Origin of the sequence: Pseudomonas sp. DCB_BI (assembly GCF_026240995.1) — a bacterium.
Lineage (GTDB): Bacteria > Pseudomonadota > Gammaproteobacteria > Pseudomonadales > Pseudomonadaceae > Aquipseudomonas.
On sequence record NZ_JAPFCG010000009.1, the window covers coordinates 148,503 to 164,666 of the forward strand.

At 63.0% G+C, this 16,164-nt stretch carries 13 protein-coding genes; 5 read left to right on the top strand and 8 right to left on the bottom strand.

The genetic code is table 11. The features are described from left to right. Nucleotides 1-116 precede the first annotated feature (116 nt). From OO258_RS12100 to OO258_RS12110, 3 genes are all read left to right on the top strand, one after another. Nucleotides 117-1,922, top strand: coding sequence for a phenylacyl-CoA dehydrogenase (locus OO258_RS12100; protein ID WP_266030661.1), 1,806 nt, complete (start codon nucleotides 117-119; stop codon nucleotides 1,920-1,922). A gap of 189 nt (nucleotides 1,923-2,111) precedes the next feature. Continuing rightward, the gene (locus OO258_RS12105) at nucleotides 2,112-3,395 is read left to right on the top strand and encodes a sensor domain-containing diguanylate cyclase (RefSeq protein ID WP_266030663.1); all 1,284 of its coding nucleotides are present in this window, start codon (nucleotides 2,112-2,114) and stop codon (nucleotides 3,393-3,395) included. Between the two features lie 125 nt (nucleotides 3,396-3,520). Then, nucleotides 3,521-5,299 carry an acyl-CoA dehydrogenase C-terminal domain-containing protein gene (locus OO258_RS12110; RefSeq protein WP_266030665.1) on the top strand — a complete coding sequence of 593 codons (1,779 nt, stop codon included), beginning with the start codon at nucleotides 3,521-3,523 and terminating at the stop codon, nucleotides 5,297-5,299. Between the two features lie 379 nt (nucleotides 5,300-5,678). Here the strand turns inward: OO258_RS12110 and OO258_RS12115 are convergent, their stop codons facing one another. Further along, a complete protein-coding gene (locus tag OO258_RS12115; RefSeq protein WP_266030666.1) occupies nucleotides 5,679-6,602 on the bottom strand; it encodes a LysR family transcriptional regulator in 924 nt (307 codons plus the stop codon). 210 nt (nucleotides 6,603-6,812) lie between these two features. Here OO258_RS12115 and OO258_RS12120 point away from each other — a divergent pair, with 210 nt between their 5' ends. Together OO258_RS12120 and OO258_RS12125 are read left to right on the top strand one after the other, a co-directional pair. Further along, complete coding sequence (locus OO258_RS12120; protein WP_266030668.1) at nucleotides 6,813-8,093, top strand: aspartate aminotransferase family protein; 1,281 nt, start codon at nucleotides 6,813-6,815, stop codon at nucleotides 8,091-8,093. Between the two features lie 147 nt (nucleotides 8,094-8,240). Beyond that, nucleotides 8,241-8,399, top strand: a complete 159-nt coding sequence (locus OO258_RS12125; RefSeq protein WP_003177654.1) for a YqaE/Pmp3 family membrane protein — start codon at nucleotides 8,241-8,243, stop codon at nucleotides 8,397-8,399. Nucleotides 8,400-8,460: 61 nt separating this feature from the next. Here OO258_RS12125 and OO258_RS12130 read toward each other — a convergent pair whose 3' ends face one another. The 7 genes from OO258_RS12130 to pqqF all read right to left on the bottom strand — a co-directional run bounded on the left by OO258_RS12130 (nucleotide 8,461) and on the right by pqqF (nucleotide 16,036). Further along, nucleotides 8,461-10,284 (bottom strand): alpha/beta hydrolase family protein, encoded by a 1,824-nt coding sequence (locus OO258_RS12130; protein WP_266030669.1) that lies wholly within the window; start codon nucleotides 10,282-10,284, stop codon nucleotides 8,461-8,463. Further along, nucleotides 10,250-11,410: a pyrroloquinoline quinone biosynthesis protein PqqE gene (gene pqqE / locus OO258_RS12135; RefSeq protein ID WP_266030670.1), complete on the bottom strand. Its 1,161-nt coding sequence runs from the start codon at nucleotides 11,408-11,410 to the stop codon at nucleotides 10,250-10,252. Before pqqE ends, OO258_RS12130 begins: the two co-directional genes overlap by 35 nt. Beyond that, nucleotides 11,382-11,657 (bottom strand): pyrroloquinoline quinone biosynthesis peptide chaperone PqqD, encoded by a 276-nt coding sequence (gene pqqD / locus OO258_RS12140; RefSeq protein ID WP_266030673.1) that lies wholly within the window; start codon nucleotides 11,655-11,657, stop codon nucleotides 11,382-11,384. Before pqqD ends, pqqE begins: the two co-directional genes overlap by 29 nt. Further along, on the bottom strand, nucleotides 11,654-12,409 hold the full coding sequence (pqqC, locus tag OO258_RS12145; protein ID WP_012270176.1) for a pyrroloquinoline-quinone synthase PqqC: 756 nt from the start codon (nucleotides 12,407-12,409) through the stop codon (nucleotides 11,654-11,656). The genes pqqD and pqqC overlap by 4 nt, the downstream gene beginning before the upstream one ends. Nucleotides 12,410-12,510: 101 nt before the next feature. Continuing rightward, nucleotides 12,511-13,422 carry a pyrroloquinoline quinone biosynthesis protein PqqB gene (gene pqqB, locus OO258_RS12150; RefSeq protein ID WP_110745871.1) on the bottom strand — a complete coding sequence of 304 codons (912 nt, stop codon included), beginning with the start codon at nucleotides 13,420-13,422 and terminating at the stop codon, nucleotides 12,511-12,513. Between the two features lie 83 nt (nucleotides 13,423-13,505). Next, complete coding sequence (gene pqqA / locus OO258_RS12155) at nucleotides 13,506-13,577, bottom strand: pyrroloquinoline quinone precursor peptide PqqA (RefSeq protein WP_003243383.1); 72 nt, start codon at nucleotides 13,575-13,577, stop codon at nucleotides 13,506-13,508. 158 nt (nucleotides 13,578-13,735) lie between these two features. Further along, complete coding sequence (pqqF, locus tag OO258_RS12160) at nucleotides 13,736-16,036, bottom strand: pyrroloquinoline quinone biosynthesis protein PqqF (protein ID WP_266030674.1); 2,301 nt, start codon at nucleotides 16,034-16,036, stop codon at nucleotides 13,736-13,738. Nucleotides 16,037-16,164 lie beyond the last annotated feature (128 nt).

The window sequence follows — 16,164 nt, forward strand, 5'->3', positions numbered from 1 at the left end:
CACCATAGTCCCTCCTTGACATAAGCGGGAGCTAAACGTAAGTTTCAAACAACTGTTTGACAGACGTCGCGCCGAGCGCGAGTCACCCCACAGAACTCACCTAGAGGTTCATCGCAATGCCTGATTACAAAGCCCCCTTGCGTGATATCCGCTTCGTTCGCGACGAGCTGCTCGGCTACGAGGCGCACTATCAGAGCCTGCCGGGTTGCCAGGACGCAACGCCCGACATGGTCGATGCGATCCTTGAAGAAGGCGCGAAGTTCTGTGAGCAGGTGTTGTCGCCGCTGAACCGCGTGGGTGACCAGGAAGGCTGCACCTGGAGTGAGTCGGGTGTGAAAACCCCGACCGGCTTCAAAGAGGCGTACCAGCAGTTCGTAGAAGGCGGCTGGCCGAGCCTGGCGCACGACGTCGAGCACGGCGGCCAAGGCCTGCCGGAGTCGCTGGGCCTGGCCCTGAGCGAAATGGTTGGCGGTTCGAACTGGTCGTGGGGCATGTACCCAGGCCTGTCGCATGGCGCGATGAACACCATTTCTGCGCACGGCACTGCCGAGCAGCAGCACACCTACCTGACCAAGCTGGTGTCTGGCGAGTGGACCGGCACCATGTGCCTGACCGAGCCGCACTGCGGTACTGACCTGGGCATGCTGCGCACCAAGGCCGAGCCACAGGCCGACGGCAGCTACAAGGTGTCGGGCACCAAGATATTCATTTCGGCCGGTGAGCATGACATGGCCGAGAACATCGTCCATATCGTCCTGGCCCGCCTGCCGGACGCACCGGCCGGTACCAAGGGTATCTCGCTGTTCATCGTGCCGAAGTTCCTGCCCAACGCCGCAGGCGGTGTGGGCGAGCGCAACGGCGTGAGCTGCGGCTCGATCGAACACAAGATGGGTATCCACGGCAACGCTACCTGCGTCATGAACTTCGACGCAGCCACCGGCTACCTGATTGGCCCAGCCAACAAAGGCCTGAACTGCATGTTCACCTTCATGAACACTGCACGCCTGGGTACCGCGCTGCAAGGCTTGGCCCACGCCGAAGTGGCGTTCCAGGGCGGCCTGAAGTACGCCCGTGAGCGCCTGCAGATGCGTTCCCTGACTGGCCCGAAAGCGCCGGACAAGGCTGCCGACCCGATCATCGTCCACCCGGACGTGCGTCGCATGCTGCTGACCATGAAAGCCTTCGCCGAAGGCAACCGCGCGATGGTGTACTTCACCGCCAAGCAGGTGGACATCGTCAAGTACAGCCAGGACGAAGAAGAGCGCAAGAAGGCTGACGCCCTGCTGGCGTTCCTGACCCCGATTGCCAAGGCGTTCATGACCGAAGTCGGTTTCGAGGCCGCCAACCACGGCGTGCAGATCTATGGCGGCCACGGCTTCATCGCCGAGTGGGGTATGGAGCAGAACGTACGCGACAGCCGTATCTCGATGCTGTACGAAGGCACCACCGGCATCCAGGCCCTCGACCTGCTCGGCCGCAAGGTGCTGATGACCCAAGGCGAAGCCTTGAAGGGCTTCACCAAGATCGTGCACAAGTTCTGCCAGGCCCAGGAAGGCGTTGAGGCGGTGAAGGAATTCGTCGAGCCACTGGCCGCGATCAACAAGGAATGGGGCGAGCTGACCATGAAAGTGGGCATGGCTGCCATGAAGGATCGTGAAGAGGTGGGTGCGGCCTCGGTTGATTACCTGATGTATTCCGGCTACGCCTGCCTTGCCTACTTCTGGGCCGACATCGCCCGTCTGGCCGCCGAAAAACTGGCAGCCGGCACCAGCGAAGAGGCGTTCTACACCGCTAAGCTGCAGACGGCGCGCTTCTACTTCCAGCGCATCCTGCCACGTACCCGTACCCATGTGGCGACCATGCTGTCGGGTGCCAACAACCTGATGGCAATGGACGAAGAAAACTTCGGCCTGTCCTACTGACCCTGGCGCGGTAGCCAAAACCCGCCTGCCCTCACCGGCAGGCGGGTTTTTTATTTTTTCAGGTTCAGCACGGCCCTTTGCTGGAGGCCGGCGCTTCGTTCATTGAATCGCAAACTCAACTGTTCATGTGCACTGCCGATGAAGTAAGGGCACAATGCCATCATTGATCTGCCGGGTTGGAGATTACCCTTGTTTCGTCTTAACGCTGTACGCGCAAGCCACTTCCTGCCTTCACTGCTCCTGTTGGTGGCAGGGCTCGCCGCAGCCTATGTGAGAGACCTCAGTGTTTTCTTCACATCGCTGTTCAACGTCCTGCCCACCTTGGTCCTGCTACTGGGGGGCGCCTATTGCGCGGTGTACCGCCGTCAGCGTGAGCTGTTCCTGATGCTCACGGTGTACATTGCCTACTTTCTGCTCGATACGCAGACGGACTTCTACCGTGACCATGGCCGCGTGCGCGAGGACGCCGCGGTGATCTTCCACCTGGTGTGCCTGCTGCTGGCGGCGCTGTTCGGGCTGTACGGAGCCTGGCAGGAACGCACCCACCTGCTGCAGGACCTGATCGCCCGTGGCGCCGTGCTGTTCGCTGTCGGCAGCGTGGCAGTGGCCCTGGAGCAAAGCTACCCCGAGGCGTTGCTCAGCTGGCTGGCGGAGATCCGCTGGCCGGCGTTGCATGGCCAGTGGATGAGCCTGATCCAGCTGGTCTACCCGCTGTTCTTCGGTGTGTTCATCCTGCTGGTGGTGCAATACCTGCGCGCCCCACGGCCGCTGCACGCGGCGCAGGTGATTGGCCTGCTGGGCATCTTCTGGATGCTGCCGCAAACCTTCATCCTGCCGTTCACCCTGAACATCATGTGCAGCCAGGTGATGCTGATGATTGCAGCTGCGGTCGCTCACGAGGCTTACCAAATGGCCTTCCGCGACGAACTGACCGGGCTGCCGGGGCGGCGTGCGCTGAACGAGCGCATGCAGCGTCTGGGGCGCAATTATGTGATCGCAATGACCGACGTCGACCACTTCAAGAAATTCAACGACACCCACGGCCACGACGTCGGCGACCAGGTGCTGCGCCTGGTCGCCAGCCGCTTGTCCAAGGTCACCGGCGGTGGCCGCGCCTACCGTTATGGTGGCGAGGAATTCGCCTTGGTGTTTGCCGGCAAGACCGCCGAGGAATGCGTGCCGCACGTCGAGGCCGTGCGCGAAGTGATCGCCAACTACGTGATGCACCTGCGCGACCAGCATAGCCGCCCGCAGGATGATAGCGCCGGGCGCCAACGCCGCGCGGGCAGCAGCGGTGGCACGGTGTCGGTCACCATCAGCATTGGCGTGGCCGAGCGCCAGGCCGATCATCGCAACCCCGATGCGGTATTGAAGTGCGCGGACCAGGCGCTGTACAGCGCCAAAGGCGCAGGGCGCAATTGTGTCATGGTGCACGGTCAGCAATCGCTGCGCGGAGCCGTGCGCACTGCGTGACCAAAATTGACTGTACAGTCTACTGATGACCCTATGTCTCGTAAAAGTTGTTCGGTTACACTGGCAGTAACCCCAGTGTCGCGGTTCCCCCGAGACCGCCCCGACCCGACTATCGAGAGGTTGTCATGGCTGACTATAAAGCGCCCCTGCGCGACATGCGCTTCGTACTCAATGAAGTGTTCAACGTGGCCGAGCAGTGGGCGCAGTTGCCCGGGCTGGCCGAAGTTGTCGATGCCGATACGGCCATGGCCGTGCTGGAAGAAGCCGGCAAGGTCACCGCCAGGTCTATCGCACCGCTCAGCCGCGCGGCCGATGAAGAGGGTTGCCACTGGGACAACGGCGCGGTACGCACCCCGGCCGGCTTCATCGAGGCCTACAACACCTACGCCGAAGGCGGCTGGGTAGGTGTGGGCGGCGACCCGGTGTTCGGTGGCATGGGCATGCCCAAGGCCATCTCGGCCCAGGTCGAGGAAATGGTCAATGCGTCCAGCCTGTCCTTCGGGTTGTACCCGATGCTGACCGCCGGTGCCTGCCTGTCGATCAACGCCCATGCCAGTGAAGCGTTGAAGGAAAAATACCTGCCGAACATGTATGCCGGCGTTTGGGCTGGCTCCATGTGCCTGACCGAGCCGCATGCCGGCACCGACCTGGGCATCATTCGCACCAAGGCCGAACCGCAGGCTGACGGCAGCTACAAGGTCAGCGGCACCAAGATATTCATCACCGGTGGCGAGCATGACCTGACCGAAAACATCATCCACCTGGTGCTGGCCAAGCTGCCGGATGCACCGGCGGGGCCGAAAGGCATTTCACTGTTCCTGGTGCCGAAGTTCCTGGTGAACGAAGACGGTAGCCTGGGCGCGCGCAACCCGGCTACCTGCGGCTCGATCGAGCACAAGATGGGCATCCAGGCCTCGGCTACCTGCGTGATGAACTTCGACGAGGCAGTCGGCTTCATCGTCGGTGAGCCGAACAAGGGCTTGGCGGCCATGTTCACCATGATGAACTACGAGCGCCTGGGCGTTGGTATCCAGGGCCTGGCCTCGGCTGAGCGTTCCTACCAGAACGCCGTGGAATACGCCCGCGACCGCCTGCAGAGCCGCGCCCCGACCGGCCCGCAGGCCAAGGACAAGGCCGCCGACCCGATCATCGTCCACCCGGACGTGCGGCGCATGCTGCTGACCATGAAGGCGCTTATCGAGGGTGGCCGCGCCTTCTCCACCTATGTGGCCATGCAGTTGGACAGTGCCAAGTTCAGTGAAGACGCCAGTGTGCGCAAACGCAGCGAAGAGCTGGTGGCACTGCTGACGCCAGTGGCCAAAGCCTTCCTCACTGACCTGGGCCTGGAGTGCACCGTGCATGGCCAGCAGGTATTTGGCGGGCATGGCTATATTCGCGAGTGGGGCCAAGAGCAGTTGGTACGTGATGTGCGCATCACCCAGATCTACGAAGGCACCAACGGTATTCAGGCCCTCGACTTGATGGGGCGCAAGGTGGTGGCGAGCGGCGGGGCCTACTACAAGCTGTTCTCTGACGAGATTCGCCAGTTCATTGCCAGCGCGGGTAGCGAGCTGAATGAGTTTGCCAAGCCCTTGGCAGCTTCGCTCGACCAGCTCGATGGGCTGACCGAGTGGGTGCTGCAGCAAGCCAAAGGGAACCCGAATGAAATTGGCGCGGCGTCGGTCGAGTACCTGCATGCCTTTGGCTATGTTGCCTATGGCTACATGTGGGCACTGATGGCGCGGGCTGCGCAGGCGGGTGAGGGGGATGCTGCGTTCTATTCGGGCAAGCTGGGTACCGCGCGGTTCTACTTTGCACGTTTGCTGCCACGGGTGGATTCGCTGGTGGCATCGGTGAAGGCGGGGAGCGAGTCGCTTTACCTGCTGGATGCCGAGCAGTTCTGACAGATTCTGGGGCCGCTTTGCGGCCCATCGCGACGCAAGGCCGCGCCCACAGGTATCGCGTAGATTTGGACAGTTGCGCGGTCCCATGTGGGAGCGGCCTTGTGTCGCGATGGGCTGCGCAGCAGCCCCAATTCCCGGTATATCTGGGAATAAATCCCTTTGTAAGCTTTTTCCTACACGACGTGGTGACTTTTCACCACTGTTCTCAGATTGGATCCACGGTTAATCTTTAACACATGGACGTTGCGCAGGAAGCGCAAAGGACAGATCAAGGACGACGACGAAGGACCACCTGCCAGGATGGCGGGGCGATACGGATGTCACAGGGAAACAGTCTGGGAAACCCCGCTTCGGCGGGGTTTTCTTTGTGCGCGTTTTTTCAGGCCAGCACATCCAGCGGCGATGCTCCCAACAGCCGGACATCCGCCTCTTCCTCGAGCAGCGTGCGCAGCAGCTCCACCGAGGCCTGCTGGCGCTGGGCATCGCGGAACACCAGGCCAACCTTCAGCGGCACCCGCGGCTCGCTCAACGGCTTCCACAGCAAGCCCTGATCATCTTCGGCAGCATCCTTGGCCCGCCCCGGCAGAATCGTTGCCAGCGCCGTGTGCGCCAGGCTGTCGAGAATCCCCGCCATGTTGTTCATCTCTGCCTGCACCTGCGGCCGTCGCCCTTGGCTGGCCAGCTGCGCCTGCCAGATCTGGCGGATCTGGAACTCCTCGCCCAGCATCAGCATGGGCAATTCGGCGGCTTGGCGGATGGACACCTTCTTGAAGTCCTTCAGTGGGTGTGTGGCCGGGATCACCAGTTGCAGCTCATCCTCATACAACAGCAGGCCATGCAAGCCAGGCTGGCGCGGCGGCAGGTAGCTGATGCCGATGTCCAGGCTGCCGTTGAGCAAGCGCCTCTCGATCTCCAGCCCCGATAGTTCGTAGATCTGCACGACAAGGTGCGGCTGCGCCTTGCGCAGCCGTTCCAGCAGCTGCGGTACCAGGCTTGGCCGCACGGTCTGCAATACACCGATGGCCAAGGTGCGCAGCGACTGGCCCTTGAAGTTGCGCATGGCCTCATGGGCGCGTTGCAGGCCGTCGAGTAGTGGCAGGGCATGGTTGTACAAAGTATGGGCCGCCAGGGTCGGCAGCAGGCGCTTGTTGCTGCGCTCGAACAGGCTCAGGTCAAGGCTATGTTCCAGCTGACGGATCTGCTGTGAAAGCGCCGGCTGGGACAGCGACAGGCGCTCGGCGGCGCGGCCGACATGGCCTTCTTCGTAGACCGCGACGAAATAACGCAGTTGGCGGAAATCCATAAGTAACACTTATCGAAAATGCTGGAAAAACGAAATGGTCGAAAACCCTTCTGAGGCCTAGTCTATCGCCGTATTCCAACGGGTTACAGCGAGCAATCGATCGATTGTTACCCCGGATGAAAAACACTTTTGATAGGCAAGGCAAAATATCGAGTGGCGGCACCAAGACCGCCCCGTGCCCGCCCCTTACCGTGCATGGCTGGAGCCCTGATGAACCTGTTCAACCTGCGCCGCTCGGCCGCTGTTGCGGCCGCCGAGCCCAAGCGCGCGGCGGTGATCGTGCCGCCAGCCGACGAGATATCGCGAGAGCGCCTGATGCCCAGCGCGGAACGCGCAGCGCAGGTTTTCGTGCGTGGCCAGGGCTCATGGTTGTGGGACAGCGACGGGCATGCCTATCTGGATTTCACCCAAGGTGGCGCGGTGAACAGCCTGGGCCACAGCCCCAGCGCGTTGGTGAAGGCGCTGGGCAATCAGGCCCAGGCATTGATCAACCCGGGTTCTGGCTTTCACAGCCGTGGCCTGCTAGGGCTGGTCAACCGCCTGTGCCAGAGCACCGGCAGCGACCAGGCCTATTTGCTCAACAGCGGTGCCGAAGCTTGCGAGGGCGCGATCAAGCTGGCGCGCAAGTGGGGCCAGCTGCACCGCAACGGCGCCTATCACATCATCACCGCCACCCAGGCCTGCCATGGCCGCAGCCTGGGCGCACTGTCGGCATCTGACCCCCTGCCGTGCAACCGCTGCGAGCCCGGCCTGCCGGGTTTCAGCAAGGTGCCGTTCAATGACCTGGCGGCCCTGCACGCCGAGGTGGACTCGCGCACCGTGGCGATCATGCTGGAACCTGTCCAGGGCGAGGCAGGGGTAATTCCGGCCACACAGGAATACCTCAAGGGTGTGGAAACGCTGTGCCGCGAACTGGGCATCCTGCTGATCCTCGATGAGGTGCAGACCGGCATTGGCCGCTGTGGCGCGCTGCTGGCCGAAGAAACCTACGGGGTGCGCGCCGACATCATCACCTTGGGCAAGGGCCTGGGCGGCGGCGTACCGCTGGCGGCGTTGCTGGCCCGAGGTACTGCGTGCTGCGCTGCGCCGGGCGAGCTGGAAGGCAGCCACCACGGCAACGCGCTGATGTGCGCCGCAGGCCTGGCCGTGCTGGATACCGTGCTGGAGCCTGGTTTCTTTGCCCAGGTGCAAGACCATGGCCGCCATTTGCGCGAAGGGCTGAGCCGCCTGGCCGGGCGCTATGGCCAGGGCGAAGTGCGCGGGCAAGGGCTGCTGTGGGCGCTGCAACTGAAAGAAAACCTGGCCCGCGAGCTGGTGGCGGCGGCCTTGCACGAAGGCTTGCTGCTGAATGCTCCCCAAACGGATGTGGTGCGCTTTTCACCGGCCCTGACCGTGAGCAAAGGCAACATCGATGAAATGCTGCTGCGCCTGGCACGTGCCTTCACCCGCCTGCATGCCCAGCAGCAGGCCCGCCACGTAGTGCCGGCATAGCGGCCTGGCAAAGAATTCAACGAACCGTCTGGCGTTCCTGCGCATCGCCCCTGGCCTGTTTCATTCGGCCCGGGGCGTTTTTTTTTGCCTGTGGAACCTCTGTGGCGGGCGGCTAGTCTTTGATGTAACCCTTTAGGAGAGACTCGCATGGACTTTATTCGCATCATCATCGCCATTCTTCTGCCACCGCTGGGCGTGTTTCTGCAGGTGGGGTTTGGCGGGGCGTTCTGGCTGAATATTCTGCTGACCCTGCTGGGGTACATTCCGGGTATCGTGCATGCGGTGTATATCATCGCCAAGCGCTGATACAGGCAGAGATTGGCCCCTGTAGGAGCAGCACAAGGTTGCTTCTACAGGGTGCGCTGGGCTACTGCATCAACACCCGGCAATAGAATTTCCACTCTTCCTCCAAGGCGTGCGCCAGGTTCTCCGCGTTGCGGAACCCATGCCGCTCCCCCGCATAAAAGTGCCCTTCAGCGTCGATCCCGTTGGCCTGCAACGCTGCCAACATCGAGCGTGTCTGCTCCGGCACCACTACCGCATCCAGCTCGCCCTGGAAGAAAATCACCGGCACCTTGATCTGCTCCGCATGCATCAGCGGCGTGCGCTGGTGATAGCGTTCAGCGTCCTGCTGCGGGTCGCCGATCAGCCAATTCAGGTAATCCCCTTCGAACTTGTGGGTGGCACGGCCCAGGGCAACCGGGTCGCTGACCCCGTACAGGCTGGCGCCGGCGCGGAACTTGTCATGGAACGCCAAGGCGCACAGGGTGGTGTAGCCCCCGGCGCTGCCGCCGCGGATAAACGCCTTGTGCTTGTCGATCAAGCCTTGAGCTGCCAGGTACTCGACCACCGCGCAGGCATCCGCCACATCGCTCTCCCCCCAGCGCAGGTGCAATGCCTGGCGGTACTCCCGGCCATAGCCGGTGCTGCCCCGGTAGTTCAGGTCGGCCACCGCAAAGCCGCGCTGAGTCCAGTACTGGATGCGTGGGTCGAGCACGGGATAGCACGCCGAGGTTGGCCCGCCGTGGATGAACACGACCAGTGGTGCTGCACCTTTCGACTGCGTCGGCGGGTAGAAGAAACCATGGGCCAGTTCGCCTTCACCGCCATAGTGGATCGACTGCGGCAGACTGATTTGCCCTGCCGGCAGTATTTCGGCACCACCGGCCAGCACGCGCACTTCGTGGTTGCTGCGGTCAATGGCAATGACTGCCGGCGGGCTGATGGGCGAGGCGGCAATGGCATAGAGGTTCTCGGCGTCCATGGCCAGGCTGCGAAAGCGTGTATAGGCACTGGCGAAGCGCTCCATGCGGCCGTCTTCACCGCGCAGACCCAATTGCCCGAAGCCTTCTTCGAACCAGCTGGCCAAGTAGCGTTGCGGGCCCAGCGCCAACCAGGTACAGGTGCCCAATTGCCAAGGCGCAGCCGCATGGTCTGCCGGTGCGGCAGGCAACGCCTGCCATTGGCCATCGACCTCACCCCAAGGTTGCCAGAAGCCATTGCGATCGGACAGGCAGTAGAGCCGCCCTTCGCCATCGAAGCGTGGCTGTTGCAGCGATTCCTCTGCGGCGGCTACACAGTGCGCCGGCCCCCAGTGGCCGCTGGCATCCCTCTCGCGATACATCAACCGGGTGACGGTCCAGGGCTGTGCCGGGCGATCCCATTCGACCCATGCCAGGCGCTGGCCATCGGCACTGACAGTAGGCGAGGCGTAAAAGTCGGCGCCCTCTGCAAGCACCTCGCGGCTGCTGTTAGCCAATGCGACCAGGCGATGCTCTACCTGCTCGGCATGGCGTTCTTCGACGGCCAACACTTGGCCGTCGTGCCACTGCACATCGCCGTAGCGGCAGCTGACATCCTGAGTCAGCGCACGCGGTAGCGAATCGTCCAGCGGCTGGGTGTAGACCTGCTGGTCCTTTTCGTTGACGAACACCAGCCCGTCGCCACCCAGGCAGAAGCTGCCGCCGCCATACTCATAGACCCGGCTACGTACGCTGAAACCGTCCGGGGTGAGGCAGCGGGCCTGGTAGTGCAGCCAGTGCCAGACACGGCAAGCACCATCGGCGGGTCGGAACTCGTTCCAGAACAGCCCGTCGGCACTGACTTTGAGTTCAGCGAAGTCGGTGCCGGCAGCAACCGCCTGTGCCGCGCTGAATTCAGCCACGGGCGATGACACGGGAGTTTCGATCATTGCGGAAAGTCATCTGTTCAATGGCGAGCTCGGCGGTTTCCGCCTCCTCGCGGGCCTTGAGGATGATGCCGTGCTCGGCCGACTTGGCGCACACCGGGTCGGCGTTGCTGGCATCACCGGTCAGCATGAAGGCCTGGCAGCGACAGCCGCCGAAGTCCTTTTCCTTCTCGTCGCAGGAGCGGCACGGTTCGCGCATCCACTCGTATCCGCGGAAGCGGTTGAAGCCGAACGACTCATACCAGATATGGTGCAGGTCGTGGTCGCGGACGTTGGGGAACTGCACCGGCAGCTGGCGGGCGCCGTGGCAGGGCAGCGCGGTGCCGTCCGGGGTAATGGTGAGGAACAGATTGCCCCAGCCGTTCATGCAGGCCTTGGGGCGTTCTTCATAGTAGTCCGGGGTGACGAATATCAGCTTGCACGGGTTGCCATCGGCCTTCAGCTTGTCGCGGTATTCGTTGGTGATGCGCTCGGCCCGTTCCAGCTGCGCTCGGGTTGGCAGCAGGCCCAGGCGGTTGAGGTGCGCCCAGCCGTAGAACTGGCAAGTAGCCAGCTCGACGAAATCGGCCTCAAGGGCGATACACAGCTCGATGATGCGGTCGACCTTGTCGATGTTGTGCCGGTGGGTGACGAAGTTGAGCACCATCGGGTAGCCGTGGGCTTTCACTGCACGGGCCATTTCAAGCTTCTGCGCAAAGGCCTTCTTCGAGCCGGCCAGCAGGTTGTTGACCTGTTCATCGCTGGCCTGGAAGCTGATCTGGATATGGTCCAGGCCGGCCTTCTTGAAGTCGGCGATTCGCGCTTCTGTCAGGCCGATGCCCGAAGTGATCAGGTTGGTGTAGTAACCCAGCCGTCGGGCCTCACCGATCAGCTCGACGAGGTCCTGGCGTACCAGTGGTTCACCGCCGGAAAAGCCGATTTGCGCGGCGCCCATTTGCCGAGCCTCGGCCATTACCTTGAACCACTGTTCGGTGCTCAGCTCCTGGCCCTGGGCGGCGAAGTCCAGCGGGTTAGAGCAGTAAGGGCACTGCAGCGGGCAGCGGTAGGTCAGCTCGGCGAGCAGCCACAGCGGCAGGCCGACTTCGGGCGTAGGCGGCACATCAGGCGAGGACGATCCAGTGTTCGGCACGGGCCACCTCCATAAACTGCTCGATGTCTTCGGCTACTTCGGGCACATCGGGGAATTGCTGCTCGAGTTCGCTGATGATTGCGGCCACGTCGCGCTGGCCGTCGATCAGGCCACCGATCAGGCTGGCGCTGTCGTTCAGCTTGATCATGCCTTCGGGGTAGAGCAACACATGGCCCTTTTGCGCTGGCTCGTACTGGAAGCGGTAGCCTGGCCGCCAGCTCGGCACCTGATTGCGATCAAAACTCATAGGGTAATCCCCTTGTGCCACACCCGGTCCTGGGTGACGGAGTGATAAGGCGGGCGGTTCAGCTCGTAGGCCATGCTCATGGCGTCGAGCATGCTCCAGAGGATATCCAGCTTGAACTGCAAGATCTCCAGCATACGCTCCTGGCCCGCGCGGGTGGTGTAGTGCTGCAAGGTAATCGCCAGGCCGTGCTCCACGTCACGCCGGGCCTGGCCCAGGCGGGTGCGGAAGTACTCGTAGCCAGCGGGGTCGATCCACGGGTAGTGCTGCGGCCAGCTGTCCAGGCGTGACTGGTGGATTTGCGGGGCGAACAATTCGGTCAGCGAGCTGCTGGCCGCTTCCTGCCAGCTGGCCCGCCGGGCAAAGTTGACGTAGGCGTCCACGGCAAAGCGCACGCCAGGCAATACCAGTTCTTGCGAGCGCAATTGGTCCGGATCCAGCCCGACCGCCTGGCCCAGGCGCAACCAGGCTTCGATGCCGCCATCCTCACCGGGGGCACCATCGTGGTCGAGCAGGCGCTGGATCCACTCGCGGCGCACTTCACGGTCCGGGCAGTTGGCCAGGATCGCAGCATCCTTCATCGGGATGTTGACCTGATAATAGAAACGGTTGGCAACCCAGCCCTGGATCTGCTCGCGGGTGGCGCGACCTTGGTACATCGCCACGTGGTAGGGGTGGTGAATGTGGTAGTAGGCGCCCTTGGCGCGCAGGGCCTGCTCGAATTCGGCAGGGGACATTGGCAGTGCGTCGCTCATTCGGCTGGCTCCTGTAAAGCGATTGTCAGGCCTGACACATATTCACCCTGTGGAAGCGGGCAGGCCGCTTCCATAGAGTCTGTGTCGCTTCACGGACTGTTTTACAACTCGATGCTCATGCCGTCGAAGGCCACTTCCACGCCCCGGCGCAACACTTCGGCGCGTTCGGGCGAGTCTTCATCGAGAATCGGGTTGGTGTTGTTGATGTGGATAAGCACTTTGCGCTGGCGCGGGAAGGCATCGAGCACCTCCAGCATGCCGCCCGGGCCGTTCTGCGCCAGGTGGCCCATCTCGCGGCCAGTGCGAGTGCCGACACCACGGCGTTGCATTTCATCATCCTCCCACAGGGTGCCGTCGACCAGCAGGCAGTCGGCGCCGTGCATCATCGCCAGCAGCTTTTCGTCGACCTGGCCCAGGCCCGGGGCGTAGAACAGCTTGCCGCCAGTGCGGGTGTCCTCGACCAGCAAACCGAGGTTGTCGCCCGGGTGGGGATCGAAGCGATGCGGCGAGTAAGGTGGTGCGGCGCTGCGCAGCGGGAACGGGGTGAAGCGCAGGTTGGGGCATGCGTCGATCACGAAGCTGCCTTGCAGTTCGATGCGGTTCCACTGCAGGCCGCCGTTCCAGTGGCTGAGCATGTTGAACAGCGGGAAGCCGGTGGTGAGGTCCTGGTGGACCATGTCGGTGCACCACACCTGATGCGGACAGCCTTCGCGCAGGCTCAGCAGGCCGGTGGTGTGGTCGATCTGGCTGTCCAGCAGGACGATGGCGTTAATACCGGTGTCGCGCAGGGCCCGGGCCGGCTGCATGGGCGCAAAGGCCTGCAGCTGGGCGCGGATGTCGGGCGAGGCATTGCACAGCACCCAGTGGACGCCGTCGTCAGACAGGGCGATGGACGACTGGGTGCGCGCCGTCGCACGCAGGGTACCGTCACGGTAGCCCTTGCAGTTGGCGCAGTTGCAGTTCCACTGCGGGAACCCGCCACCGGCGGCGGAGCCGAGAACCTGAATGTACATGGCCACTCTCTTTGCTGTGCGAAATCCGTATCTGAAAAACGAAAACGCCCCGGCGGGCCGAGGCGTGGAACCGTAAGCCGGGCTTAGCGGTTAGCGAAGTACATGGTGACTTCGAAGCCGATACGCAGATCAGTGTATGCAGGTTTGGTCCACATGGGATTACTCCTTCCGGATGGGTTTGAGGTTGCTCAGCTACTACTTGGGTACCGCCAGACGCAGGAGGTTCCCGGAACTGGGATTGCGCTATCTTACAAGAAAAATTTGTACCGAAAGGTTAATTATTCGAAAAGTGCCATTGCAATTGGCGTAACAATTAATGCCTTGCGACCTGCCAGGAAGTATCTGGCGCGGCAGCGTTGGCCAGGCATAGCCAGCTGGCACCCGCATCGAGCAGGTTGTCTAGCAACTGGTCCAGATCCGACTGCCGCGTGTTCAGGATAGCTGCGCGTAGGGTATCCAACCTGACGGGTTGTGTAGCCAGGTGTGTCTGCCATGCCCATTCGGCGACGTCTGCGTTGGCCATGGCAGCCTCGTCGAATTGTTCGGCCAACGCCTGGCGAGCTGCCGGGTCAAGGGTAACGCCTTGGCCTAGCAAGGTGCGCAGGTGGTCGAGGACCTGTGCCTGGCTGGTGTGTGGTGATTGCACCCCGAACAGCAGGCCGCCGACGCCTTCGACCTGACGAAAGGCGCTGAAAATCGCATAGCCAAGTTGCAGCTCGACCCGCAGGCGTTGGTAGATCGGCCCTTGTAGCAACTGGGCGAGCAAGCGGCCCGGCGCTTCTTGGGCCGCCGCCAGGGGGCAGAACAGCAGCAGGGCGTGTTCACTGCCTGACACAGCGGCGTGCTGCCAGCGATGGTTGGCCCAGCTGGGCACAGGCTCAGGTTGCCCGCCTTGCCCCGGGCAGTGCTGCAAAACGTTCCCCAAGGTATTTAATGCGGCATCGTCGAAGCCTGCGGCCAAGCCCTGCCAGTGCGACTGCTGCCACAGGTGGTCGAGTTGATCTTGTTGCAGCGTGCAGGCAGGTGCGGCGGCGGGCAGGGTGCCCAGTACTGCATCCGGCAGCTGCTTGAGCAAGGCCCGAATCGGGATCAGGGCCGGCGGCTGCGGTGTGCAGGGCTGCCAGCAGCTAGCTGGCGGCTTGACCACCAATGCCAAGGCTTGCTCCACGGCGTGCAACACCGCTGCCGGCTGCCCGGTGCAGCGTAACTGCCAGTATTCCCCGGCAGTCGTGAACTGCAGTTGCACCGAGGCCCTTGCACAGCGTTCTTGCAGGGGCACCAGTGCCTGTTCAAGCACGCCGTGCAGGTGATGGCGCAGCGGCGAAGGTACGTGCCAGCGCAGATAGAGTGCCGCGTATTGGCGGGCAGCAGGGAGCTGGTCACAGATTTTCAGTGCTGCAGGCACAGGCTGCGTGCTGGCGTGGGGCAAATCAGCCATCAGCAATGGTTCGACCTGGGGCAATTGCCACTGGCCTTGATCGCTGCGTGGCAAGCCATCAAGCAAGGCACGCAGCGCCTGCAAGCCCTGTGCATCCAGTTTGGCGAACGGCTGGCCGGAGCTGTCCCGGCGGGCGAGTTCAAGCGCACTGGCGGCGTGCTCGCGGCTGCGCAGCAGCAGGCCGAATTCCTGGTTCAACTGCTCAAGATCAGCCCGGTGGATGAACCCGAACCAACCGTGCAGCAGGGTGCAGGCGTCGTCCAGGCAGGCGTCGGCGCTGAGCTTCAGGTCGAGCTGCCACAACAGTTGCCCGGCATGGGCATAGAGCTTTTCGGCCTTGAAACCCTGCAGCCAGCCACGTTGGCGAAGTGTGCCCAGCCAGGTGCCGGGGCGGCTGTCGTCGAGGCAGGCTACCAGCAGTTCCAGCGCTTGCTCGGCGCCGCCGGGAAGGTGCTCGTGAGAGAAGACCAGCGGGGTAGCCGTCGCTGGCAGTGGCGGCGGCGGCATTTGCGGCACCTGCTCACCTGCGGCGAATAGCTCGGCATGTTGTCGGCCAAGTTGCTCAAGCTCATCCAGCGGCTGCGGCCCGCACAGGCTCAAGGTGACCTGGCCGCCTTGGTAGAAGCGCTCGTGAAAGCCCGCAAGCGCTTGCTGGAAGGCTGGATCCTGCAGGGCCAGCGTGTATCGATTGCCTGCCTGAAAACTACCCAGCGGATGCCCCGGTGACACTGACTGCAGTAAGGCGAACTGCTGCTGGGCCTGGGGGTTGCGCGACCAGGCGATGAACTCGGCGTGGATCACTTCCCGCTCGCGGCGTTGGCGTTCAATGCCCAGGTCCGGGGCGGCCAACATCTGGCACAGGCGCTCAAGGCCTCCGCTCAGGGCATTGGGTGGCACTTCGAAGAAAAAGTCGGTGGCACGTTCGCGGGTGCTGGCGTTGACCTGGCCGCCCAGGGCCTGCACATAGCGCATCAAGCCATCTTCCAGCGGGAAGCGCTTGGTGCCCAGAAAGAACAGGTGCTCAAGGAAATGCACCAGGCCGGGCCATTTCGTCGGGGCATCGTGGCTGCCCGCGTGCACCCGCAGTGCGGCGGCCGAACGCTTCAGGCGCGGGGCGTGGCGCAGGGTCAGTTGCAGGCCGTTGGCGAGGGTGAGGTGGCGGGTGGTTTCAGGCATGGGAACTCCGGGCAGGTGTTCATGCTAACCCATTTGTGTGAGCAGGCCCGGCCTCTTCGCGGGCGGGCCCGCTCCCACAGGTTCAGTGTGATGTGCAGATCGACACCAATTCTGTGGGAGTGGCCATA